Source organism: Natrialba sp. SSL1, from assembly GCF_001861355.1.
Taxonomy (GTDB): domain Archaea; phylum Halobacteriota; class Halobacteria; order Halobacteriales; family Natrialbaceae; genus Natrialba.
On the sequence record NZ_MASN01000056.1, the window covers coordinates 20,929 to 43,036 of the forward strand.

At 54.0% G+C, this 22,108-nt stretch carries 20 protein-coding genes; 11 read left to right on the forward strand and 9 right to left on the reverse strand.

Going from position 1 to position 22,108, the window contains the following annotated elements; translation table 11 throughout:
* Window positions 1-143: 143 nt before the first annotated feature.
* Together BBD46_RS18800 and BBD46_RS18805 are read right to left on the reverse strand one after the other, a co-directional pair.
* Window positions 144-2,201 (reverse strand): hypothetical protein, encoded by a 2,058-nt coding sequence (locus tag BBD46_RS18800; RefSeq protein WP_253184607.1) that lies wholly within the window; start codon window positions 2,199-2,201, stop codon window positions 144-146.
* A gap of 204 nt (window positions 2,202-2,405) precedes the next feature.
* Entirely contained in the window at window positions 2,406-3,971 is a 1,566-nt protein-coding gene (locus tag BBD46_RS18805) for a DUF7289 family protein (RefSeq protein ID WP_071403207.1), read from the reverse strand.
* A 614-nt stretch (window positions 3,972-4,585) separates the two neighbouring features.
* Between BBD46_RS18805 and BBD46_RS23275 the strand changes: the two genes are divergently transcribed.
* Entirely contained in the window at window positions 4,586-4,801 is a 216-nt protein-coding gene (locus BBD46_RS23275) for a hypothetical protein (protein ID WP_071403208.1), read from the forward strand.
* A gap of 395 nt (window positions 4,802-5,196) precedes the next feature.
* Here BBD46_RS23275 and BBD46_RS18815 read toward each other — a convergent pair whose 3' ends face one another.
* Window positions 5,197-5,730: a type IV pilin gene (locus BBD46_RS18815; RefSeq protein WP_171908251.1), complete on the reverse strand. Its 534-nt coding sequence runs from the start codon at window positions 5,728-5,730 to the stop codon at window positions 5,197-5,199.
* A gap of 30 nt (window positions 5,731-5,760) precedes the next feature.
* Complete coding sequence (locus tag BBD46_RS18820; RefSeq protein WP_071403210.1) at window positions 5,761-6,216, reverse strand: type IV pilin; 456 nt, start codon at window positions 6,214-6,216, stop codon at window positions 5,761-5,763.
* 301 nt (window positions 6,217-6,517) lie between these two features.
* On the opposite strand from BBD46_RS18820, the gene BBD46_RS18825 reads away from it, so the two are divergent.
* On the forward strand, window positions 6,518-7,309 hold the full coding sequence (locus BBD46_RS18825; RefSeq protein WP_071403211.1) for a hypothetical protein: 792 nt from the start codon (window positions 6,518-6,520) through the stop codon (window positions 7,307-7,309).
* Between the two features lie 104 nt (window positions 7,310-7,413).
* Here BBD46_RS18825 and BBD46_RS18830 read toward each other — a convergent pair whose 3' ends face one another.
* A complete protein-coding gene (locus tag BBD46_RS18830) occupies window positions 7,414-8,673 on the reverse strand; it encodes an RNA-guided endonuclease InsQ/TnpB family protein (RefSeq protein WP_071403237.1) in 1,260 nt (419 codons plus the stop codon).
* Between the two features lie 728 nt (window positions 8,674-9,401).
* Here BBD46_RS18830 and BBD46_RS23450 point away from each other — a divergent pair.
* The 3 genes from BBD46_RS23450 to BBD46_RS21930 are packed head-to-tail and all read left to right on the forward strand — an operon-like array spanning window position 9,402 to window position 11,713.
* Window positions 9,402-10,352: a DUF58 domain-containing protein gene (locus tag BBD46_RS23450; RefSeq protein WP_343124138.1), complete on the forward strand. Its 951-nt coding sequence runs from the start codon at window positions 9,402-9,404 to the stop codon at window positions 10,350-10,352.
* Window positions 10,349-10,837, forward strand: coding sequence for a hypothetical protein (locus BBD46_RS18840; protein WP_071403213.1), 489 nt, complete (start codon window positions 10,349-10,351; stop codon window positions 10,835-10,837). Before BBD46_RS23450 ends, BBD46_RS18840 begins: the two co-directional genes overlap by 4 nt.
* Window positions 10,838-10,840: 3 nt before the next feature.
* Window positions 10,841-11,713, forward strand: coding sequence for a hypothetical protein (locus BBD46_RS21930; protein ID WP_084777826.1), 873 nt, complete (start codon window positions 10,841-10,843; stop codon window positions 11,711-11,713).
* A 60-nt stretch (window positions 11,714-11,773) separates the two neighbouring features.
* Here BBD46_RS21930 and BBD46_RS23390 read toward each other — a convergent pair whose 3' ends face one another.
* From BBD46_RS23390 to BBD46_RS23280, 4 genes are all read right to left on the reverse strand, one after another.
* Window positions 11,774-11,905, reverse strand: coding sequence for a hypothetical protein (locus BBD46_RS23390; protein WP_256375004.1), 132 nt, complete (start codon window positions 11,903-11,905; stop codon window positions 11,774-11,776).
* 315 nt (window positions 11,906-12,220) lie between these two features.
* Window positions 12,221-13,237, reverse strand: a complete 1,017-nt coding sequence (locus BBD46_RS18855) for an AAA family ATPase (RefSeq protein WP_071403216.1) — start codon at window positions 13,235-13,237, stop codon at window positions 12,221-12,223.
* Window positions 13,234-14,382, reverse strand: coding sequence for a DUF4350 domain-containing protein (locus BBD46_RS18860; protein WP_071403217.1), 1,149 nt, complete (start codon window positions 14,380-14,382; stop codon window positions 13,234-13,236). Before BBD46_RS18860 ends, BBD46_RS18855 begins: the two co-directional genes overlap by 4 nt.
* Before the next feature lie 37 nt (window positions 14,383-14,419).
* On the reverse strand, window positions 14,420-14,683 hold the full coding sequence (locus BBD46_RS23280) for a hypothetical protein (RefSeq protein ID WP_071403218.1): 264 nt from the start codon (window positions 14,681-14,683) through the stop codon (window positions 14,420-14,422).
* A 128-nt stretch (window positions 14,684-14,811) separates the two neighbouring features.
* Between BBD46_RS23280 and BBD46_RS18870 the strand changes: the two genes are divergently transcribed.
* The 6 genes from BBD46_RS18870 to BBD46_RS18890 all read left to right on the forward strand — a co-directional run bounded on the left by BBD46_RS18870 (window position 14,812) and on the right by BBD46_RS18890 (window position 22,026).
* The gene (locus BBD46_RS18870; protein WP_071403219.1) at window positions 14,812-15,585 is read left to right on the forward strand and encodes an ABC transporter ATP-binding protein; all 774 of its coding nucleotides are present in this window, start codon (window positions 14,812-14,814) and stop codon (window positions 15,583-15,585) included.
* Window positions 15,586-15,677: 92 nt separating this feature from the next.
* Window positions 15,678-16,793, forward strand: coding sequence for an ABC transporter permease (locus BBD46_RS18875; protein WP_394326839.1), 1,116 nt, complete (start codon window positions 15,678-15,680; stop codon window positions 16,791-16,793).
* A complete protein-coding gene (locus BBD46_RS18880; protein ID WP_084777827.1) occupies window positions 16,793-18,055 on the forward strand; it encodes an ABC transporter permease in 1,263 nt (420 codons plus the stop codon). The genes BBD46_RS18875 and BBD46_RS18880 overlap by 1 nt, the downstream gene beginning before the upstream one ends.
* 232 nt (window positions 18,056-18,287) lie before the next feature.
* Window positions 18,288-18,587 carry a winged helix-turn-helix transcriptional regulator gene (locus tag BBD46_RS21935; protein WP_084777828.1) on the forward strand — a complete coding sequence of 100 codons (300 nt, stop codon included), beginning with the start codon at window positions 18,288-18,290 and terminating at the stop codon, window positions 18,585-18,587.
* A 173-nt stretch (window positions 18,588-18,760) separates the two neighbouring features.
* On the forward strand, window positions 18,761-19,894 hold the full coding sequence (locus BBD46_RS18885; protein WP_071403221.1) for a hypothetical protein: 1,134 nt from the start codon (window positions 18,761-18,763) through the stop codon (window positions 19,892-19,894).
* Window positions 19,895-20,016: 122 nt separating this feature from the next.
* Entirely contained in the window at window positions 20,017-22,026 is a 2,010-nt protein-coding gene (locus BBD46_RS18890; RefSeq protein ID WP_071403222.1) for a CARDB domain-containing protein, read from the forward strand.
* The last annotated feature ends 82 nt before the right edge of the window (window positions 22,027-22,108 follow it).

Here is a 22,108-nt window from a genome sequence, read left to right on the forward strand (position 1 = left end):
GTTGTCCGGGTGCCACATATAGTCCTGTACTATCGTGCTCGGAGCGGTTGACCAGAACAAAGTACTCACGCTCTTATGTAGCACTTTGTTGATTCGCTCTTCGAGCGCTTCTTGAGGACGGGGGCTTAGCGCCCTCTCTTCAGCTAAGTGGCAGATACACCCGTCTGACACAGGTCCTGTGCGTGTTCAAGGATTGTTTCTGCCTCGTGTTTTGAGATGCCACTAACATCGAACGTGGCCTGTTCATATCCTTGGGTCACGGTACGTAGGGAGTCAGTGACCGTAGGCGTATCCGTATTGTTCTCGAACTGGCGGTAGAACTCCCAGTAGGTGTAGCTGGTCGCTTGCGCTGAATCGAGTTCCGACTCGAGTGACTGTCGAACTGCTGCATAGCCGGTTTGGACCGCCCCTTCTGTGTCACCCTCATCCAGTCGGTCGGTTGCTTCTGAAAAGAGTGGCTGGACGAGTGACGATTCAGATTCTGCTGTCAGTTCGGAGTCTACAGATGCTGTTGGTGCCTCAGTACCAGGAGTCTCATCGCGTGGATGATCAACAGGTTCCTCTGCTGGTCGCCGTGACCGATACCAGTAGAGGCCACCCACACCGACGGTTCCGATAAGAAGCACTCCACCAGCCAGCCAGAGCCACGACGAACGTGAGGAACCCGGTAGACTCGACTCGGTTGAGCCTGCAGAGCCTTGCACGATGGCGGCAACAGTAGTGGCTTCAGCACTGGCCAGGTTTGTTCCATCGCCAGAGTACACTGCTGTGACCTCTACCTCGTCAGTGTCATCTTCGGGAACAGCAATGGTTGTCTCAAACTCACCGCTCCCCTCAGTCGTCACTGACTCGAGTGGTGTGCCACCGACAGCAATCTGAATCGATTGTCCCTCAACACCACTACCAGCTACAGTGATGTCTCCCGTTACGTTCAGTTCGTCCGCGTCTGTCTCACTCTGTGTTGCAGCAACGCTCAGCTCAGGGTCGGTTTCAGTCACTGTGACCGTCGTCTCAGTCGTCACTGACTCGAGTGCCCGCTCTTCGAACGGCAGCGACACTGTCAGGTTTTGCTCACCGGATGGCACTGCTGCAGGAACAGTGCTAGCTCCATCAAAAACAAGCTCGCCAGCGTCGAGGGCGGCGACACCAAGGTCTTCCTCACCAAGTGTGACTGTAAGTGGGACATCGTCAATCTCTTGCTCGCCAGCCTGCAGTTCTGCCTCGACTCCGAGTGTATCGTTATAGGCGACTGTCTCTGGATCGACCGATGTGATCGTCAGTGTCGGCTCAACTTGTTCGACATTGACCCCAACAGATGTTTCAGAACCAAAGTATGGTGAGCCACCGTCGGGGAGATAACTGACGGTGAGATTAGTTTCGCCTGCGGGGATCGAAATTGGCCGGTAGTCGAACTCGAACTCGCCCGAATCGTCCGTCTCTGTCTCAATGAGTTGGTTGCCGACGTTGAGTTGGATTGGTTCGCCAGCAACGGGATCCCCATCTGCGGTTTCTATCTCACCGGTGGCTGTGAGTGGGGTGATAAATGAGACTGTTGTGGACTCCACGGCAGTGATGCGGATCGTTGTCTCGTCAAATTCCGCCTCCCTGATCTGCTCTTGATCAGCCTGTACCGACTGGTTCGTCGATTCGATTGCAGCACTTGCATCAGTCAGGTCTGTCCCAGTGGCCTCTTCGATAACGCCATAATGACTTTGGACAGATTGACTCAGCTCTTCAATCTCCGCAGACAGTTCCTCCAGTTCTCGCGCTAACTCTCGAGCCCGTTCGTCATCGCCATCTTCGCGGGCCTCTTCATACTCGTCCTGAGTTTCCTCATACTCCGCAACCGAATCAGAGAGGTCTTGCTGATCCTGCTGGGCTTCTTCATAGGCTTCTGACTCGTCATCGTCATCATCGCTGGTCTCACCAGCGACATCAACGTACTGCCCTAGGCGCTCCTCGAACTCGTCGTCAATATACTCATTTGCGGTCTCATACTGGCCTTCACTGATCTCTACGGCACTCTCCTCGAGTTGGCCAGAGAGCCAGCCAGAAAGCCACTGATCAAGTTCGTCGTCACCATCGTCTCCGCTATAGGTGTCCGGATTTTGATGGCGAACAGTTTCGTTCTCATCGTCTGTCTCCTGGGCCACAGTTGGGTTGAGGGATGCAACTACTGTTGCCGTAGGATCACCGGCCATCTCCGCTGACGGTGAGCCTGCTGTTGTATCCGACGGAACTGCTCCACCAACGGTTCCCGTCATCGCTAAGCATAGACAACAGATCAGAGCGACGAAGACAGCCGTTCGGCCAGCGATGAACGTCACAGTGCCTGAATGTGAGTCAGACTGCAAAAACCTGTCTTCTCGTTGCTTTCGTTTGGTGTCGCTACTGTGGTAATTGGATTACGTTCCTTCGACGGACATCTGATGCTCAGCCACGTTGATGTACGTGATCTGGGGTGGAAGGAGGTCCTCGCGGAAGTCGACATCTGCCTCATCGATATCCGGATCCATATCGATCGACACAGATCCACCGCCTTGGATATCAGCGGTATTCACGACGATACCCCCATAGATATCTGGCCCTGCTTGGACGCACAACTGATCGTATTCACTACATTGCCCAGTTGGGTCAATGTGGTCCCATCTTTCCTCATCACTCGCCGCGTAGAGCAACCCCTCGAAGTCAGGATCACCACCGGTACCGAACTGGATCCCCATCTCGGACGTCCCGAAGATCTGGATTGTCGATCCGTCGCTCAGTTCGGTGCAGTCGTCTACACAGACGTCTGCACCATCGCTGAGATAACTTCCGTTTGCATAGATTTGCAAGGTGTGATCGGGGTGGTTCTCAGTAACCCTGATATCCGTATTCTCGATGTCGCCGTCGACAGCAAGCGTGGTATTTCCGTTAGTCAGATCAGCTTTGATGTAATCACCGTTTAGGTCCCTATCGATGAGAACGTATTCGTTTTCGAACTCGTCAGGTAGAGACTCGCCCTCCTCGTAGACGCCGTCGAAGTGGGAGTCCATTGCGCCCTCTGGGTTGTTGATCATCTGGTCAACCACCGAGTCCAACGGCTGGGAGGGGTTTCCTTGGGAAACACCCCATCCGTGTTGGTCACAGTTGCTGCTATCAGGGTCGCCGCCCGGAGGACCGCCACCTGGACCACCTCCCTGCCCATCACATATGCCGGAATGGGTTACACCGTCCTCGAAAGTATCCTCAAATTGCGTGTATCCAAGTTCAGCAACGACGTAGCCGAAATCACCATCGAGTGAGCCGTAATCTGTGACGATCGTATCACCAGCTTGCTCCTCAAAATGCTGTTTCCAGCCGAGGTAGTATTCGCTCTCAACGCGGATCGTCACGTTATCTTCTTGCATGTATGCTACCTCGCTTTCGGCCCCAATTGATCCCCCATCAACACGAATGGTGCCTGAATCTAAAGTTTGCTGACCAGAGACGTTGTAGATCGGCATGTTCAACGTCTCTGTATCGAGTTCGTAGTTGACCGACGGGGAAGACAGCACTCGAGTTTCATTGCCGGTATCGCGGAAAACAGCCCCACTCTGGTAGGCAACTGTCGTGCCATCTTCGTTCTCCCATTCAATCGTACCGACATCAGCCCTAATTGGGTCTTCTAAATTGTTCGCGTTCACTTCCATTGTTGCCGAGTTTTCGTATGTAACAGCACCGTACTCACCCGCTTCGAGATCAAGATGTGAGACCGTGTCCCCACTCACCCCTTCTGTCGCGACGGTCTGACTCAATTGGATAAACGACTGTTCAACTTGTTCCTGCTCAACCTGCTTTTCTGTCTCAGTGATGTGCCCAGCCCCGACCACAAGCAGTGAGATGCTAACAACTGAAACAAGCCCGAACAAAAGAACAATTCCAATAATCGGTGATAGACCACGTTCCTTGGGCCCCGTTTTAGACTGACCCATAACCCATGGCTTTCCCATTGGGACTTTCTCTATATTCAAAGCTAATCAACATTATTGTCTAGTTACAGGAGGTTTAGGACAATTCTCCGGGGCGTGACCCCGGGGTTGAATCCGATAGGAAGCAATACAGCCATCAAGTAGCTGAACGCCTCACTCGTATGCTGGCCATTCGTCACCGGTTCGAAGATACTCGAAGAGGTTTTAATCTCGATTTTTATGTATACAATCAATTCTCGAGGAGACTAGATTTTGGGGTCGAAAGTGTTCTAGTCGAGGATCCTACACATCCGCACGCACGACACTCACACAATCAGAGGGGGAGCGTCGCTTCGTCGCTTCCGGCCTTTTCTAACCGAATCCGAGTAGTGAGCTGACAGTGATTGTACAATCAGTGGACTTAATCCGTTTAACGGACAGTCACGTATCGTGATCGTTTAACCACCCCACGCACGAATGAATCAGTGTGGCTAAACAAGAGAAACTCATGATTCGTCGCCGAGCAAGTTTACTATGAGTTCTGCCTCGAGCGCGACCCGAAGGCCGTCGGTGGCCACGCCGAATGCCATCTCCTCTTTGACGCCTACCGCAAGCCCAACACCGACGAGCGTGTCGAGCGCCGGTACAAAGCCAGCGTGGTCGAAACCGATGCCGACACACTCACCATCCCAACCTCAGAGCACGACGGCACGATCGGCCCCGAAGACTGGGGGACTGTCGAGTACGATACGCTCACGCCAACCGACGGCGTGGCGGTGCTCCCGCGCGTGGTTCGCAACGGCGAGCCCCGGAATTTCATGGCCTCTGTGGCTGTGCGCCCATCGGGCCCACGAATCGGGGGAGACCGATGAGCGTCGAGAACGCCTTCACGACCGGGCTGCCCGTCGGTATCGGCCAGCGCGCGAACTGTGACGTGTGCGGAAAGGAACTGTGACCGAACGACCGTGTGAGGTGTTGGTGCTTTTCGACGGGGTCAGCGTTGACGTGGGGGCTACTCGCGGCGCAACGTGTTGTGCGCGGGGTGAGCTGGCCGACGACACTCAGCGCTCGTGCTAGCTGGTTCGTGGGACACTCGCGGCGCCCGTCGACGGCCGCGGCCGCTCGGAAGTAATACTCTCTGGGGCGGCTGTGGCCGATCGGGCTGAGTAGCCCCTTCGAAGCGTTTTCCGTGATCGATTTTTGTGCCAGCTGTGGTTCTGAACTGGCGCTCGAATCAACGCCGAAAAAGAATACGGACTGGTCGGGTTTAGTCGGACGTTTCGTAATCGTCTAAGATCTGACCTTCGCCGTCACCTTCCCAGATGAGGTAGATGGTCTCGCCCGCGTCATAGTGGGCAACAAGGTTTAGGTCCCCTTCGCTATCGTCATAATCATCGCTATCCAGTGTGATCGAGTCACCGGCACCAATCTCACTAGCACTCCAATCGCCTAATGGTCGATCGTTATCATCACTCTCATGGAAGTAGTCATCACTACCCAGATTGGAGACGCGCTCATCATCCATCCCATCGTCACCAGAGGTGTCGATCACTAGGTTGTCAGTATCAATGTCTTGACCGCCAGTGATAGTGATTTCTACCGTTCCATCACCAACATCTTCGTCCCAACTAAACTGTGTCGATGGTGCCTGGTCACCCATATCACCCATATCCAGAACAAATGCAGCGATCACAGCTGCCAAAATTACCGTAATGGCAACCATGAGAATAACACCTATAACTGGCGATACAGCACGTTCATCCTCATCTCCGAGCAGTTTCGAACCAATCGTTTCGAGCATTATTATGAGTTTATGATTATGGTTTGGTTATTACTCGCTACTCTCAGTGGTATCGTAGTCGTCTAGAAGTTGCCCTTCGCCGTCACCTTCCCAGACGATCTGTATCGTATCTCCCGGATCGTACTCGTTCTCCGAATCAGAACCATCTAAGCTAAGGGTATCCCCTGCAGTTATCGCATCATTACTACTCCAGTCCCAGTCACTTTCAGAGACACGGGTGCCATCAATGTAGAGGTTGTCTGGATCGATATCTTCGCCACCGGTAACCGTTATCTCCAGATTCTCATCGCTAACATCTTCATCCCAACTAAACTGGGTTGATGGTGCCTGATCCCCCATGTCGCCCATATCCAGCACGAACGCAGCGATCACGGCCGCGAGAATCACAGTGATCGCAACCATGAGTATGACGCCTATAACGGGCGAGACAGCACGTTCGTCTTCCGATCCGACCAGTTTCTTGCGGATTGTGTTTCCGTCTAGCATTGGTTATCCACACCACACAGCAGAAAGGTTATACGCGGTGACATGGTAGTCAGTCGCGTACGGATGGGGGCTCCACACCGACCCACCGTACATCCTTCCTTGCTGCGATTCGGTGCTGATTGTTCCACGAAATTACCATACCTTAAACCCCACTGACGCTCAATTGCCAACGGTTTCAAATCTGATAATCAGTGGGTCGCAGAAACCCTACAGCGCCCCCTTGAACCCACGCTGTCTTGCGATTTCGAAATGAGGCGGGAAAACGACAATATCCAAGCCACCTCGACACCACGACTCGAGTATGACAGATACCGCGTTCGTGACCGAGCGCGACCTCGCGCGCACCTACGACGGCGGGGCCTACGAAAACACGTGGGAAGCCGTCGAGCAGTACCGTGCGGCCACCCGCTATGCGAACACGAACGATGTTGGCTCGGGGGCGACCGCCTCGGCGCTTGACCTCCCACGGAGTCGCATCCGAACGTGGGTCGACCAGGGCGGGGCACCTGACGCTGTGCGTGCAATCGACACCGCCCGCGGGTATGGCTGGCTCGAGTGCACGCCCGACGATGATATCTTCGCCGGGCTGAACGCGCTGGTCGCGAACGTATTTTCCGGCGGCTCAATTGCAGATAGCCACTACAGGCCGTCGTTCGCGCTGAACCATCGCGGCGAAGACTCACACGTACTCGACGCGCTGGAACTGGTCGGCGTCGACTACCAGATCGTCGACGATCGCGACGGCCGCGCCGACGAAGCCCGCCCGACGGAAGACGGTACTGTGCTCGGCCGCGTGCTCGCCGTACTCGGCGCTCCCGTCGGGCCGAAGGCCGACCAACGCCTTTCGCTGCCAGACTATCTCGTGGTTGGGTCCGATGACGTTCGCGAGACGTTCGTCTACGCATACCTGGAGAACCGGGCTGTCCATCACGAGGGCAAGGCCACCATGACGATCATAGAAGAGCGCAACGATTCGTACCTCTCGAGTCTGGCCGCGCTCATCAACGATATCGCGGGCGGTGGCGTCACGCGAAACGCAGAGTCGATCACGATTTCAGCAGAGGCCGCACGGTCGCTTGGAACCGTCCGGTGAAATCCAGGACGCCGGCGACCAACGCTGACATTGACCTCCTCCCCCGCGTGAACGCGGAGGAATCCCACCATGGGATTTCAGGCCGAGCAAGCGGCATGTTGGTTTCAAGACGCATTCGTTCCATGCGTCACCTGCTGGGGTTCAGCATCGGCATGGCTGTCTTGTGGCCCAGTCAATGAGGCCCCATCTGTAGCCGAGTCATCGTCACTAGCCTTCTGCTGAGGATTCCGGTCGCTTTGGCGGTGACTCTCTCCACTACAGTAGCGATCTGCAATGTTTATCGCCCCGTTCACGTCGGCCTGATATTCTGTGACCCAACAACTGTCGTTTGAACAGCGGAACGTCGCCTGTCGTGGTCGAGAGCCGACCTTATCACAGGCGTGGCATTCTTTCGACGTGTTCCGGGGATTCACCGTCTCGACGGGAATCCCCTTTTCGGCGGCTTTGTACCGAATCTGTGCGTGGAGCTTGGCAAAACCCCATCCATGTAACCGCCGGTTCATGTACGCGCCGTAGTCCATGTTCTCGCGGATGTACGTCAGGTCTTCCAGTACCAGCACCGGGTTCTCGACGGACTCGGCGTATTCAACGACCTCACGAGTTACCCGGTGGACCACGTGGTCAATCCGGTCCCACAGTACGTCACCGTAGGACTCCGCGATTCGCTCACTGCCACGTCTCTGAAGCCGTCGCTTGGCGGTGAAGTGGGTTTTGCGGAGCTGCCGGACGGTTTTGCCGTCGTCGGCCCACAGTTTGGGACGAACCGGAGACCCAGAGTCGTCGCGGTGACACACCGTGACGAGACTCGCTTCTCCGATGTCGACGCCGACCGGCGTCCCCTCGTTGGCAGACGCCGCAGATTGTTCCTCTATGTCGCGGGTGGCGGTGACGTGGAGATACCACGTCCCATCCCGCTCGAAGAGCCGACTTTCACCCATCTCGGCGTCGTCAGCGTACAACGCTTCCAGCCAATCCCGCTGGTCTGGATTCGCCTGTACCGGGATCCAGAGGTGGTAATCGTCGTGATGAGGGACTTTGACGTACCACTCGAGGGCGTTCTGTGGCTTGTGGTCGAGTTGAACGCCTTCGTTAGTGAACTTCACAGGATGGTCGTCGTGAAGCTCATCGGCATCGTAGCTGCCGCCACAGAGTTGCGGGACGTACTGCTTGAGGGCGTTTTTCGCGTAGCCGGATAGGTCGTACTCGACAACGACGTTGTTTGTGGCTGACTGAGTGGTGCAATCGGCGTCGAAGGCTGCCTGAAGTGCCTGCTGGTATGCTTCGCGGGTCTCACAGAGCTTGCGCTGCTTGTGGGCATTGGGATCGACGAGGCGCAACTCGAGCGTCTTCGTGACTCCAGGCATCCGTTCTGTACCCATCAATACGGCAGAGGACACCATATACGTCAGCCATGCGGAGTGAAAGTAAAGGATGGAAATCCACCTCAGCGTCACTCCGAAAACGGACAATCACTGCCTATCGCTCGACCTGCGCCTGAAGACGCAGGTATGCGCTAGCAATCTCTATCAGTACCTTCAACAGGGCCCCGGAGTATCGAACGCATATGCAACCCACGCGCCAGTTATGGGCAACAATCGCACTGGCAGGTTTGCTTGGACTGCTGGCAGTTATTGCTGCCCGCCCAGTGTTGCTCCTTGGGAGTGCGCTTCTTGGTGCGTGGATCGTCACCCAGCAGTACCACTTTCTGCGAACACTCAGAACGACAGTTGACCGTCTCGAGGTCCAACAGACTCCAGTCCGTTCTGGGATCCAAACTGACGATTCAATCCCAGTCACCCTGGCCGCAACACTCGCTAAACCATCGTCGCTGTCGATTGAAATCGAGGCTGGTCTCCCAACAGCAGCAGTAGCAGAGACACACCCCTCAGTTACGATCGACCCCGGCGAAACAGACGGGAGCCACACGGCCACCATTTCATGGCCAGTTGCAGGTCATCACCAATTCGACACCCCGACAGTGACTGTCGAGAACGATTTCTTTCGAGAGACAATCCAGATTGGAACGGCACCTTCAGTAACCGTCGAGCCACGTGAACCCCGAGCCATTCACGTCGGAGAGGGTGGTGATCGTTTGGCAACGGCATACGGTGAACACGATGGTGGCCGCCACGGATCCGGTATCGAACCCGCAGAACTGCGAGAGTACATTCCGGGTGATACAATGGACCGAATCGATTGGAAGGCGACTGCACGTCTCTCCTCGCCGCACGTGCGCGAGTACGAAGCTGAAACGGATCGTCGAACGCTGTTACTCATCGATCAGCGACGTGACCTTATGACAGGTGAGCCTGGCGAAACGAAACTCGAGTACCTCCGTGAGGTTGCACTCGCGATCATGGGGAGTGCGCGTCGACTCGGTGACCCGGTTGGACTACTCGGTGTCGGCGATGCTGGAATCACGACGCATATCGAGCCGACAACGACACCAGTAACGTACAATCGAATCAAACACGAACTGCTTACTCTCGAGCCAACGACTGGTGAGCAGGACCCCACCACGACACAGCCACACTCATCATCACTCCATAGCCCGGAGAGACGACACTCAAGTGTGAAAAACACAACTGCTGATGCTCGGATGAAACTTGAGGCGATCACTGCTAGTGGGGTGGATGGTACATTTGCATCGACACTCCGACCGTTCTATGCAGCCCGTAAGAGCTACCAGACGAGAATCGAGTCAGAACCACTTTATGGTGCGGTCAGAACGGCGATACAACAGCGCAATTCACAACAGTTGACGATCATCTGTACGGATGATTCGAATCCAGGCGAACTCCGTGAGGCAGTGACGGCCGCTCGAAAGAACGGAAATACCGTCATGGTGTTGCTCGCACCGACAGTACTGTATGAGTCTGGTGGATTGGCAGATATCGAACGAGCATACGATCGCTATGTCGAGTTCGAAGCGTTCCGGCGCGACCTTGCACAATTGAATCGTGTCACGGCCCTCGAAGTTGGGCCAAAAGATCGTCTCTCGAGTGTGCTGTCTGCTCGCCGGCCACGAGGTAAACCTGCATGAACACTCAGCCAACCACTGCGTCGTTGCCAGCACGTGATGTTCCCTCAGCCATTGCACTGCTCGTCTGTACGGGCCTGCTAATGCTGGCTGTTGGTCCACAGAGTCTTCTAATCGTGCTCATCACCGCTGGCATGTGGTATGCTCTTGGAACGCCGTATGCGATTGCAACTGGATTTGTTGTCCTTTCAGCACTGGTTCCAGCGGTCGATACAGTGATGGCTGTCGGAATCATGCTCGCATTTCTCCCATTGGCCCTCTTACCGACGCTTCGCCGAGTATGGGGTCGCTTTGAGAATGCAGCCCTGTTGACCAGTGTTGGCGTGTTTGGAAGTCTAACGTGGCTGGTAGTCCAGACACAGCCAGTGTGGCTTACAGCAGGAACACTCGGTCTCTGTATTGCCCTGGGAGCGTATACGATGCACCGCTACGAACTTGTCCAGCTCGGGCTTGTTCCTGAACCGAACGTATCCACGACAGAGGATTGATCGATGAGTGCATCCAAGATAGACACAGAAGCCGAAACCGTTGCTGAGTCCACCAATTCCGATTCTGAAGTAGTTGAACTCACAGCACAGGTTGAACTCCTCACAGAGGAAAACGAACGGTTACGAGAAGAATACGTCCGAGCACGCCGAACACAGTATCGAACAACGGCATTTGGCCTATCAGGCATCGGAATACTGGCTGTCCTCGGTGGAGTACTCTTTCCGGCCGCACGTGAGGTACTGATTGGGCTTGGTGCAACTGGTCTCTTTGGCGCCTTGCTCACGTACTATCTGACGCCAACTCAATTCGTCGCTGCTGATGTTGGTGAACGTGTCTACACTGCCACTACAACAAATCTGGCAGGGATCGCCGATGAACTTGGCTTGCGCGATGAGCAAATGTACGTACCAGGTGAGAGTGAACCTGCAGAGCTATACGTACCCCAGCATGCTGAATTTACCATCCCCGATTCACGGTCGGGGCCGATCGTTGTCGACGAAGATAGTCGTGGATTGCTGTTAACTCCAACCGGAGCCGAACTCTTCCGCGAGTTCGAACGTGGACTGTCTGGAGAACTTGCAACCACCCCACCAGTGCTTGCTGAGCAGTTGACCGATGCACTCGTTCAGCAGTTTGAACTCGCTCGCAGCACCGATGTCGATAGCGATCCTGAACACGACCGAGTAACAGTCGCCATTACCGGCAGTGCGTTCGGCCCTGCCGATCGCTTTGATCATCCAATTGGATCGTTCCTTGCTGTTGGATTTGCCACGGGCCTTGACCAGCCAATTACGCTTGAAGTGTCACCAGACTCTGGTCAAGCGGACTGGCTCGTTACCTGTCGGTGGGACCGTGTTGAACATAGCTCTAGTTGACCACTCTCTGCGGTTTCCAGCAAAGAAAACCTGGAGGATAATCAGATGCAGCCGCCCTCTTCAGTCCTGTGTGGATTCTTCGTAGTCTTCGATCGGATCGTATTCGTCGACAGTGGTGTCTCCCTGGCGAACGAGGGCAATAATCAGGAGCGCAATCAGTGCAATTCCTGCTACAACGGTAAGTCGTCTCATTATCACTATCTGATTTGAGTCTGTCTGACAAAAGTCATATGGTTAAGCGTAGCGAGGTTGTACATCGAATCCAGGATTCGGCCAACAGGTTGATGGCTGTCTCATCCTACCACCCATGTGGCGAGGAGGTAGCGTCGTCGTTGCCAAGACCACGCGCTTCGAGACACCCTTCCTCGCCCTGCTGCCGCCGTAGTGCGGTAGACACCATTGTCCGATTCATCGACCTGAATCTGACACACACCCGATTTCGGGCCACAAGTTTGTCCCCACTACTCGACTTGTGGCCCAAAATCAACCAGCAAAGATCGTTGTACCTCAACCACTGTGTGACTGTATGGCGCCGACATCCGAACTCGGCGGCTCAACCGAACTGACGATCTCTTCGATGATGTCCTCTGGCTGAACGTTGCTCAGATCAGCATCGGTACTCAAGACAAGTCGGTGAGTGAGAATTGAGTCGGCGAGCGTTTTCACGTCATCGGGGATCACATACTCACGACCATGGATTGCTGCGCGGGCTTTGGCACCTTCGAGGAACGCAAGCGCTGCGCGTGGTGAGCCGCCATGTGTGACATCGGAGTGGGTTCGGGATGCAGAAACCAGATCTAGCACATACTCCTTGACCGGGGCAGCGATATGGACATCAGCAACGATCTCGCGTGCCTCGAGTAGTTGTGCCGGCTCAACGACTTGCTCGACCGTTTCTGGACCCAAATCTGGATTATCATCAAAGCGGTCAAGCAGTTCACGTTCATCCGCCCGCTCTGGAATGTCAATGTGCAGTTTGAACCGGAACCGGTCTCGTTGTGCTTCCGGGAGTTCGAACACACCCTCCATCTCGAGTGGGTTCTGTGTTGCGATAACCATAAACGGCGTTGGGAGATCCAAAGTATCGCCCTCGATTGTCACCTTCCGTTCTTGCATCGCCTCGAGAAGGGCACTCTGTGTCTTCGGTGTTGCACGATTAATCTCGTCAGCAACGACCAGATTTGAGAAGACCGGCCCACGCTGGAGTTCGAATTCGCCAGCGTTCTCACGGTAGATGTGTGTCCCCGTGATGTCTGCCGGCAGGATGTCGGGTGTCATCTGGATACGGTTGTACTCAAGCCCCGTTGCACGCGCAAAGAGATTTGCAAGCGTCGTTTTGGCGACCCCGGGGACGCCTTCGAGAAGGACGTGGCCACGTGTTAGCAACGCGATCGTGAGCTGTTCGACTGCTGCATCGTTGCCGATTAGAACCTGATCTACCGCTGACCGAATATTCTCATAGAGGGCTTCTGGCAGCAGCTGGGCTGAATCGCCGTCGCCATCGTTCAACTGGTCGGCGCTCATTTGTTGTCCCCCTGTTCCGATCCAGTATGGTTAAGCGCTGTTATAATTCGCGAGATGCGTTCTTCATCCCAGTCGGGATGTCGCTCACGAAGTATCGCTGCACGCTGCTCATCATCGAGTGTCGGTACTCGAGTATCGACGACAGTACTATTCGAAGACATAGCCCGAGATGTACCTGGCCTCACCCGCGAGGAGGCGGTGATAACGACAGAGCGGAGCCGATCACGAGAGTGGGTTCCCACTGCAATAAGTCCAATTCCTATTGCTCCCACAAGCACCTGTAATAGCGGCGTTTCTCGCAGCGTCAACGCTGCCCCAGCAAGTGGTGGCAGATTATCTGCGTGGGAGAGATCGATCAGGACCTGGTCTGCGTCTGTATAAATAGCTTGGAGAAACGCTGCGTTGTCTGGTTCGTCGATCATCGCATTGATCGCAATACTGGGGTCCCCGACAGTGATCACTTGCCCCGATCCAACAGTTTCGACTGTTGCTACAGGATACGCACCGGGCTCTTCATCATCGTTGAGTTCACCATCTCGGTTGAGATCACGGTATGCAGTATCGCTTGTTTCAACCAAGACAGTGCCCGTCTGTGATTCAACCGACGCAGCGTAGTTGAGCGTTAGTTGTTCAACATCCGAAGTGTATGTGTGGTTCGCGACGCCGGTCGCAATCGGCATCGACGGGCCTCGATAATTGCTCCGATGGTCACGAAGCAATTCGCCATCAACGCGGGTCTCTGCACCGACGTCCGCAAGCAACTGGTTGCCGTTTGTTCCAAAGTTCTCGAGGACGACCAGCGTTCCCCCATCAGCAACAAACTGTGCAACACGCACAGCATCGTCTCCAGTGTAGGGGTCATCCGGCGCAACGACAACTGCCACCGTTTCATTTGGCTGGTGGTCTGTATACCGCGTTGTCTCTCGAACGAGGTCACTCTCGACACCTGGCTCGTCGTTGACCTGCGTATGCAACTCAGACATGCCGTTCCAGGATGGATTGAACGGGCCGAATGCCACTGTCGAGGTCGTTGCGGCGATGAGCAACCCGCTACAAACAACGACAAGGAGGCTTGCCAGTAGAACTCGAGGCCAATCAATCCCAGTTCGTGAATTCCGGTCACGGAACCACTCGAGTGGATTCATCGACTCACCTCAGAGACGGCACTACAGTGTCTCAAGACTACCATGGAAGCACCTCGGGTGGAAGAATCTCGAGGATCCGCCGGATAACGATTACACCAAAGCCAACAAGCCCAACGAGAATCACCCACCGAAGTCGGCGTCGCCAGTCCGGAGTGACAGCAAAGGGAGCCGTCAGTTCGGTGACTATTAACAGGCCGATCAACGAGAGAACGAAAAACAACTCATAGGAGAATGATCCCAAGAGCGTAAGCGAGAGAACCACCGCGAGCATCCACGCTACTTGCCCGCGAATAAACTGCATTCGTCGGTGAGTCGCCATCTAGTCAAGTAGGATCACTCAGCCATCGTAAATGCTCGGGGTTTCTTCCCGCCCCAAAAAATACCAATCAGAGCGATAGTTTCATTTGTGAGTACACGACTGTTCCGAATATGTCGCCCGCTGCCACTTCTGTCTCTCGCCCTACTGAGGGCGATCGGTCACCGGTTGTCCACGCAACTGATGTGACTAAAGTATACACACGCGGGTCGGAACCCGGTCGCGTTGGCAAACTGCTGGGTCGACCAGAACCCCCGTCGGTAACTGCCCTCGATGAGGTGTCAGTCGCTATCGAAGCCGGCGAGATCGTTGGCCTCGCTGGCCCAAGTGGCAGTGGTAAATCCACACTCTTACATCTGCTTGCCGGGCTTGAAACCCCGACAACTGGAACCGTTCAGTTCCAAGACCAGGATCTCGCAACACTCTCCCGGCGGGAACGGATTCGACTCCGACTCGAGCACGTTGGCATTATCTTTCAACACTTCCATCTCGTCGACTCACTCTCTGCGCGTGCAAACGTTTCACTCCCGTTAGTCGAACTCGGGGTGGGTGCACGAAAGCGCCGTGAACGGGCTGAGACACTCCTTACCCGTGTTGGTCTTGAAGACCGAATCAGTCATCGGCCAGGTGAACTCAGCGGTGGTGAACAACAGCGTGTCGCCATTGCACGGGCACTCGCAACAGATCCAACACTGATCATTGCTGATGAACCAACTGGCGAACTCGACACCGACACGGGTCAGCGCGTTCTCGAGGAGTTCAAGCGGATTGCAACCGATCGTGCAGTCGTTCTTGCATCTCATGACCAGCCCACCCTCGAGATTACTGACCGGATCATCCAGCTTCGAGATGGAACTCGAGTGGGGGCCGAACAGGCAGACATATGAGTGCTCGGACGCGTCTCACCCGCTGGATCGGTTTGATTCGTGTCGGCGTTCGTCGGACGATCTCACGGACCGTTGGGACCGATCAGCGACGCATGCAGTTGAGTATTCTCGGTGTTGCTGCGATTATCGCATTACTCGTTATCGTCACTGGACTCGGGCTTGGACTCGCAACTGGAACGACAATCTATGATGACGATATCGATTACTGGGTCGTACCCGAAGATAGCGGTAGTAGTTCACCGCTCCTTGCGACGGACAACCCACGCTTTGGGTCGGTCCATGATTCGACCGAGCAATTCAGAACGGACGAAGTCACGTTTGCAACGCCTGTTCTCTCACAGGTACTCCAACTGGAGGCCGATGGAGAAACTGAATTCATCCTCGTCATCGGTGTCATTAACGAACCTGGGTTAGACTCTGTCACCGGCGTTACAACCGATGGGCTCTCCGATGGTGATCCGTACTATGCCGATGACTCATATGATGGAACTTGGACTGGTGATGTCGTGCTCTCTGAGAGTGCGTCTACTCTGCTTGACGCTGAGTCGGGGACACAGCTAACGATTGCGGGCAACGAATCCTTCACTGTCACTGGTGTCGACGACGGTTCTGATACAGTGGGTAATGTTCCAGCCGCAGTCGTACAGTTAAGCGAACTACAGACGCTGACAGGTGCTGCCGAGCATGACCAGGCCGATCAGTTCATCGTGGGGACGAACTCACCAGCAGTCGAAACAACACTCGAGAGTGTATATCCCCAATCAGAAGTCCTCACGCGAGGAGAATTAACGACCAGCGAAGCAATGGACTCAGAACTCCCGCTAGCACTTGCGTTGACTGCGTTTATCATCGCTATCTCGGTCGGCACTCTGTTTGTGTTGACGACGAACGGCCTCGAGGTGGTTGCCGACCAACGTCAACTGGCGACGCTTGCTGCGATCGGTATCTCGACTCGAAGTCAGCTGACACTTGTCGGGATCCAGACGATCGTTGTCACAGGGATTGGTGGATTCCTCGGTGCAGTTGCGGGGATGGGTGGGATCTGGGCAGTCAATACTGCTGCCCTGGAACTACTCACGACTGAACCAATCGCCCTCTCAGAATCGTGGTTTCTCCTCTATGGAGGAGGTGTGGGACTGCTCATTGGTGTCCTTTCGCTTCCGTACCTGTTGGTACTGACGCGGCGCGTTTCCGGAGGTGTCCCCTAATGGCGGGGCGAGGGACACAGTGGTGGGGGACGGTCCGTCGATGGGCCGCTCGGGTGCGTGCTGCGACTGCCATTACGACTGCCCAGCTCCGTCATCATCGCCTTCGGCTCGGATTAGCCATTATTGGTGTCGCGCTCGCTGTTTTGTCGATGACACTGCTTGCCGGCGCTGGAATGGGTGTTATCGATACCGGACACCAACAGTTCGAGTCCGCAGACCGGGATCTCTGGGTGACTGCTGGTGAGACCCGACTGACGACTGCTGGTGGTGGTGGCTTCGAAAACTCCCTCTATGATTCCCGGACCGTTGCCAGCGAGATGGAATCTCACGAGGATGTTCAGCATGCAATCCCAATGGCCTTCCAAACCATCTACGTTGGGACTGATCCGACAGCGGACTTTGAGACGTTCGTCGGTGCTGGTGTCTCTGGGGGTGGACCATCTGTCCAAGTAACCGAGGGAGAGCGATTCAGCGGAGATACATACTACGCTAACGGAAGCTATGACGGAGAACGGACAAACGAGATTCTGCTTGATGAGGAAACAGCAGCAACACTCGATGTCGACACTGGGGATACACTATACGTCGGCGGAACTCTCTCTGCTGCCCGCGATACTGAAGTGACCGTCGTCGGATTCTCACCTACATTTGAGCGGATGCTTGGAACATCGACGGTTGTGATGCCGTTGAGTGAACTCCACGAAGCAACCGGTGAGACCCGGACGGAGCCAGCGACGTTCATCACGATCACGCTAGCTGACGGCGCCGACGCAGAAACAGTCCAAGCTGATCTCGAATCGTCCCACCCTGAGTATCAGATCCAGACAAATCAGGAGCAACTCGAGAGCGTCCTCCAAGAACAAGCCCTAGTGCTTGCTGCGGGTGCTGCGCTTGTTGTCCTCGCAATTGGTGCAGGTGTCGCACTGACGTTTAACTTGCTCGCACTGGTTGTCTATCAGCAACGAGAGGCCTTTGCTGCGTTGACTGCTCAAGGAGTCTCATCCTCACTTCTCATTGGTTCTATCATCGGGCAAGGACTGGCAATCGGTTTCGCGGGTGGACTACTTGGTGTGGCTCTTACCACACCAGCAGTTGAGCTGTTGAACCAGATTGCCACAGCAGTTGTTGGATTCGATGGCCTCGTCCAAACATCATCTGATATACTACTTGGTGGATTTGCCATCGCACTCGTTGTTGGAACGATCGCGGCTATCGTTGCAGGCTGGCGTCTGAGCAGAACAAAACCCCTCGAAATTTTATGAAACAACAAACAGACTGTGAACCGCTCGGGTCCAAGTCCCAAGGCACTCGAACTGCCGGCCTAAATATGGTATTTTGACTGCCACAGTAAAATATCTAGTAACTTCAATAACAAGACGAATTTTCGGTCTGGTTGTCGATGGTGCAGAATATGTTCGGTCCCAGGATTAACAGACAAACCAATTGGCCAACAGAAATATTTGATACCCCTACCTGCTTGCGACTGAGACTAGTATGAAACTTCGCCAGCCAACAGACTTTCTCATTCTAGCAGCACTCAAGGAAACTGGTCGTAATGTAGCTATGAACCTCTCAGATCATACCGGCAAATCACGGGCAAATATCAACACGCGTCTTCCAATGCTTGCTGATTATGGACTTGTACAAAAAATAGGACCGGCTGAGCGATCTGGACTCTACGAGATTACGACTCTTGGAGAGAAGGCGTTACTCCATCAAGAGCAGTACAACGATGTCGATGACTTTGAAGCGCTGCTTCTGACTGGACAATCGTCTAGCTCCTCAACACCTTAATTGTCTACCAGTCTTAGTAGAGTGATTCAGTCTATCGGTGAGTTTGCAATACTTGCTTGCGAAAGAATATATTCAGCTACAATGAAGTTGTTGAGCTTGTCCCCCACCTATGTATAAAATTGGCATACTTTATTAGGGAAAAGACTTTATTTGTCCCTGATTGATTACGAAACATGAGACGGAATTTCGGACTGATTGCCCTCCTCATTGCCGGTGTTTTCGCTGCTGCGATAATCGGTGTGACCGCCGTCGCTGCAACAGCAGACGCCGAGATGACTGCCGATCCAGCGATTGATACGCCGACTGAGACCGTAGATATTAGGGGAGACGACTATGAAGTCGACCAAATTGCTGTTGTAGAACAGGGAGAGACACTCGAGGTCGATGTAAGTGACACAACAGAGTATGATTTACTCTTATACAACACAGACGCAAAGATAGAAGCTCAGAAGGATGAGGATAGCACACTGGAGTTCGAGATCGATGAGTCAATCGAACCCGGTGGCTACATGCTCACTCTAGAAACAGACGAGGATCGAGAGGCAGTCATACCTGTTGTCGTACAAGGATACGATATCTCACTTGAGTATCCCGCTACAGTCGATGACACAGAGGACGTAACCTTCGACGCGACAGTTGAATCAGCTGGTATTGATGGCCATCCTGATGAGTTCGAACTCGTTATCTGGAGTGGCGACACGGCAACAGAGCTGACGCTTGAGCACACAGATGGAACGAGCTACAGCGCGACCAAGTCGATGTCTGCACTTGGAACTGACACCTACGAGGTCTACGGAGCTGTCATCGGTGATGACACAGTCGAAGGCTACGAAGTCCCCAACGCAGTTGTCGAAGGAAGTGTGCTAACGGTTACTGACTCAGCTGAGGATGAAGACGACGACACTGGTGATGATGACAGCAACGGGGATAGTGAGACAGATGACAATGACAAAGACGAAACAGATGACAACGAGGGGACGGACGACGATGACACGGAAGTGAACGACGAGGAAAGCGACAAGGGTGACGACGAGGCGGATACCGACGAGAACGGTGATACCGACGGGAACGGCGACGACGTTGGTACCGATGAGAACGGCGATGAGGAAACAAACAACGAATCAGAAACCGATGGCAGCGATGATGACGGCGATTCAAACGTGATCGACCCCAACGAAGCCCAAGAAACGGATGACACAGCCGGTTCCACCGACGGGAGTGACGATGGTCTTGGGATATCGACTGCGGTTCTCACTCTCCTCGCTGTCGCAGCAGTACTTGTCGCTGTAACTGCTCGAGACCACTGAGTATTGAATTTTCTGTTGTCCCTTTTGGCGCCAAAACGTTCACCCAGAAAAAGGCGGTCTAGTACGAGTTACGCACGCCTTCCCCGCAACTATTAAATCGCTAGGGTTTGATTAGCTGATATATGGGTAATTCAGAACGACTGGTAAAAGTGACTTTCTTGGTCACTATAATGCTCCTTTCTCCGTTTGCCGGAGTTGTAGGAGCCAGCGGGAGTGTAGGAACAGCGACCGAGGCAGAACTCAATAGCAGCCTTTCGGTGTGGGGGGAGGCACCGCTGGCACTTACTGCAGACACTGATGGCGCTGATGTCTCAATTAGTCTGCCAGATACCCTTTTTGTAGACACTGATGTCAGTGAGAACTATATCGAGCGGGATGCTGTTGGTATCTACAACACTGATGACGATGTGACCCTCCACTTTGGAGACCACAGAGACGTCGATGCCAGTCAGTATAACAACGAAAACGTTCAGATTCTATCCGGGTATCTGACTGAAGACATTGACGATGGCGATGTTGATTTCAGTGACCTGCCAACGAGCATCGGACAGTTTGAATCTGAGTTTACACAAGATAACCTTGACAACTTGAACGAAAACGTCACGTTTAGTAATGAGAGTGAGGTGGTCAGCGATGGTAAGTTTAGCCACGATGCTGATTTCGACGAAGGAGCAGGTGCATACACGTACATCGCTGCAACTGAAGGTACGTTCAGTGTAGACGAAAGTGAGGGTAAACTTGAAAGTGTAGATGGTACAATCCTCGGCGCAGAGCAAGTGCTTGCTCACGAGGAGCCATCTGAGGTAGATGTTGATTCCTCGGCTGAACTTGGTGATGCTATCACGTTCGATGTGACTGCGACAGAATTTGATTCGTCACTTGACGGTAGCGTCAATCACGGGGTTATTCTGTACGACAAGGACAAATTCGAATCAAGTGATGGGACACTCTATGTGGATGGAGAACTCGACACAGACCTCTCTGCTTCGAATATCACTTTTGACACCGAGATTGGGTCTCTGAACGGCGTCCAGAACCTAGAGGACGATGTTTCGCTCTTCGGCAACGAGCTCAACAGCCAGGCACACTCTGGTGTTTTCACACTGGGGTCGATTTTCGGCTTTTTCATGGACGAAGCAGACATTAGTGAACGGCCATCAGTTGATGGCGGCAGCCTTCAGCTAGATGCTTCGTCAACAGCGATCGTGGGAGATACGACTGATGAAATCACGGTCGAAACCGACGATGATTGGGCCGAAACTGAATATCAGTGGGTTCACGTCGCTACCGGTACCTCGAGCGATGAAATCCAAGTAAATGAGGGGACGATCGAACTTGAAGAAGATGATGATGACTCGTCAGGGACATCCCCATCACCTTCACCATCCGATCCGGATCCTGATGAACCCAAATTCGATGTAGACGTGGGACTTAGTGACGCAAAAATTGCGACCGGGGACTCAGTGGATGTAACTGCGAACATCTCGGAAGTCGACGGTGAGAGCAGTGGAACGTACACTGCCAAACTCATGATCGACGGGGAAGTTGTCGATGAGAAGGACGTCGATATCGGTGCAAATAGTACTGAATCAGTTACATTCACCCACACGTTCGACAAGGCTGGTGAGTATGAGGTTGCAGTAAGCGATATCACAGTTGGAACGGTCACTGTTGCTGATGACCACGATGATAAAGATGACAAAGACGAGAAGGATGACAAAGACGAGAAGGATGACAAAGATGACCCCAGTGAGCCTGATGAAGCTGCCTTCGAACTTTCCGGTGCATCACTGAGTGACACCGAAGTAGAAGTCGGAGATAGTGTCGAAGCTAGTGCCACCGTCGAAAACGTTGGTGGCGAGGCCGGTGACTTCACCGCAGAATTGATTGTCGATGGTACTGCCGTAGACGAACAGACAGTCAGCCTCAGTCCAGGTGAAGCAGAGACCATCACTTTCACCTACTCGTTCGACGAGAGTGGTGAGTTCAACCTCGAAATCAATGATGCTTCTGCCGGCACCGTTACTGTTGAGGACGACTCCAGTATGCTTCCAATCCCCGGCTTTGGAGTTCCTGCAGCAATTGCTGCCCTACTCGCAGCAGCGCTGATTGGAGTTCGATTCAAAAACTAAACGACTTCTGACTATTTTTACGGAGAGTCAAGGAGAAAGCCCCGTGCTTTACAGCAGATCGGACAGCGTCACCGTCTCGAGT

Excerpts from the sequence above, each read along its gene's own strand:
- BBD46_RS21930 (WP_084777826.1), top strand. The coding sequence starts at position 10,841 with ATGAGTGCATCCAAGATAGACACAGAAGCCGAAACCGTTGCTGAGTCC.
- BBD46_RS18820 (WP_071403210.1), bottom strand. The coding sequence starts at position 6,216 with ATGCTAGACGGAAACACAATCCGCAAGAAACTGGTCGGATCGGAAGAC.
- BBD46_RS18880 (WP_084777827.1), top strand. The coding sequence starts at position 16,793 with ATGGCGGGGCGAGGGACACAGTGGTGGGGGACGGTCCGTCGATGGGCC.
- BBD46_RS23390 (WP_256375004.1), bottom strand. The coding sequence starts at position 11,905 with ATGAGACGACTTACCGTTGTAGCAGGAATTGCACTGATTGCGCTCCTG.
- BBD46_RS18805 (WP_071403207.1), bottom strand. The coding sequence starts at position 3,971 with ATGGGAAAGCCATGGGTTATGGGTCAGTCTAAAACGGGGCCCAAGGAA.
- BBD46_RS18885 (WP_071403221.1), top strand. The coding sequence starts at position 18,761 with ATGAGACGGAATTTCGGACTGATTGCCCTCCTCATTGCCGGTGTTTTC.
- BBD46_RS23280 (WP_071403218.1), bottom strand. The coding sequence starts at position 14,683 with ATGCAGTTTATTCGCGGGCAAGTAGCGTGGATGCTCGCGGTGGTTCTC.
- BBD46_RS18825 (WP_071403211.1), top strand. The coding sequence starts at position 6,518 with ATGACAGATACCGCGTTCGTGACCGAGCGCGACCTCGCGCGCACCTAC.
- BBD46_RS18840 (WP_071403213.1), top strand. The coding sequence starts at position 10,349 with ATGAACACTCAGCCAACCACTGCGTCGTTGCCAGCACGTGATGTTCCC.
- BBD46_RS18890 (WP_071403222.1), top strand. The coding sequence starts at position 20,017 with ATGGGTAATTCAGAACGACTGGTAAAAGTGACTTTCTTGGTCACTATA.
- BBD46_RS18800 (WP_253184607.1), bottom strand. The coding sequence starts at position 2,201 with ATGGCCGGTGATCCTACGGCAACAGTAGTTGCATCCCTCAACCCAACT.
- BBD46_RS18855 (WP_071403216.1), bottom strand. The coding sequence starts at position 13,237 with ATGAGCGCCGACCAGTTGAACGATGGCGACGGCGATTCAGCCCAGCTG.
- BBD46_RS18860 (WP_071403217.1), bottom strand. The coding sequence starts at position 14,382 with ATGAATCCACTCGAGTGGTTCCGTGACCGGAATTCACGAACTGGGATT.
- BBD46_RS18830 (WP_071403237.1), bottom strand. The coding sequence starts at position 8,673 with ATGCCTGGAGTCACGAAGACGCTCGAGTTGCGCCTCGTCGATCCCAAT.
- BBD46_RS18870 (WP_071403219.1), top strand. The coding sequence starts at position 14,812 with ATGTCGCCCGCTGCCACTTCTGTCTCTCGCCCTACTGAGGGCGATCGG.
- BBD46_RS18815 (WP_171908251.1), bottom strand. The coding sequence starts at position 5,730 with ATGCTCGAAACGATTGGTTCGAAACTGCTCGGAGATGAGGATGAACGT.
- BBD46_RS18875 (WP_394326839.1), top strand. The coding sequence starts at position 15,678 with ATGCAGTTGAGTATTCTCGGTGTTGCTGCGATTATCGCATTACTCGTT.
- BBD46_RS21935 (WP_084777828.1), top strand. The coding sequence starts at position 18,288 with ATGAAACTTCGCCAGCCAACAGACTTTCTCATTCTAGCAGCACTCAAG.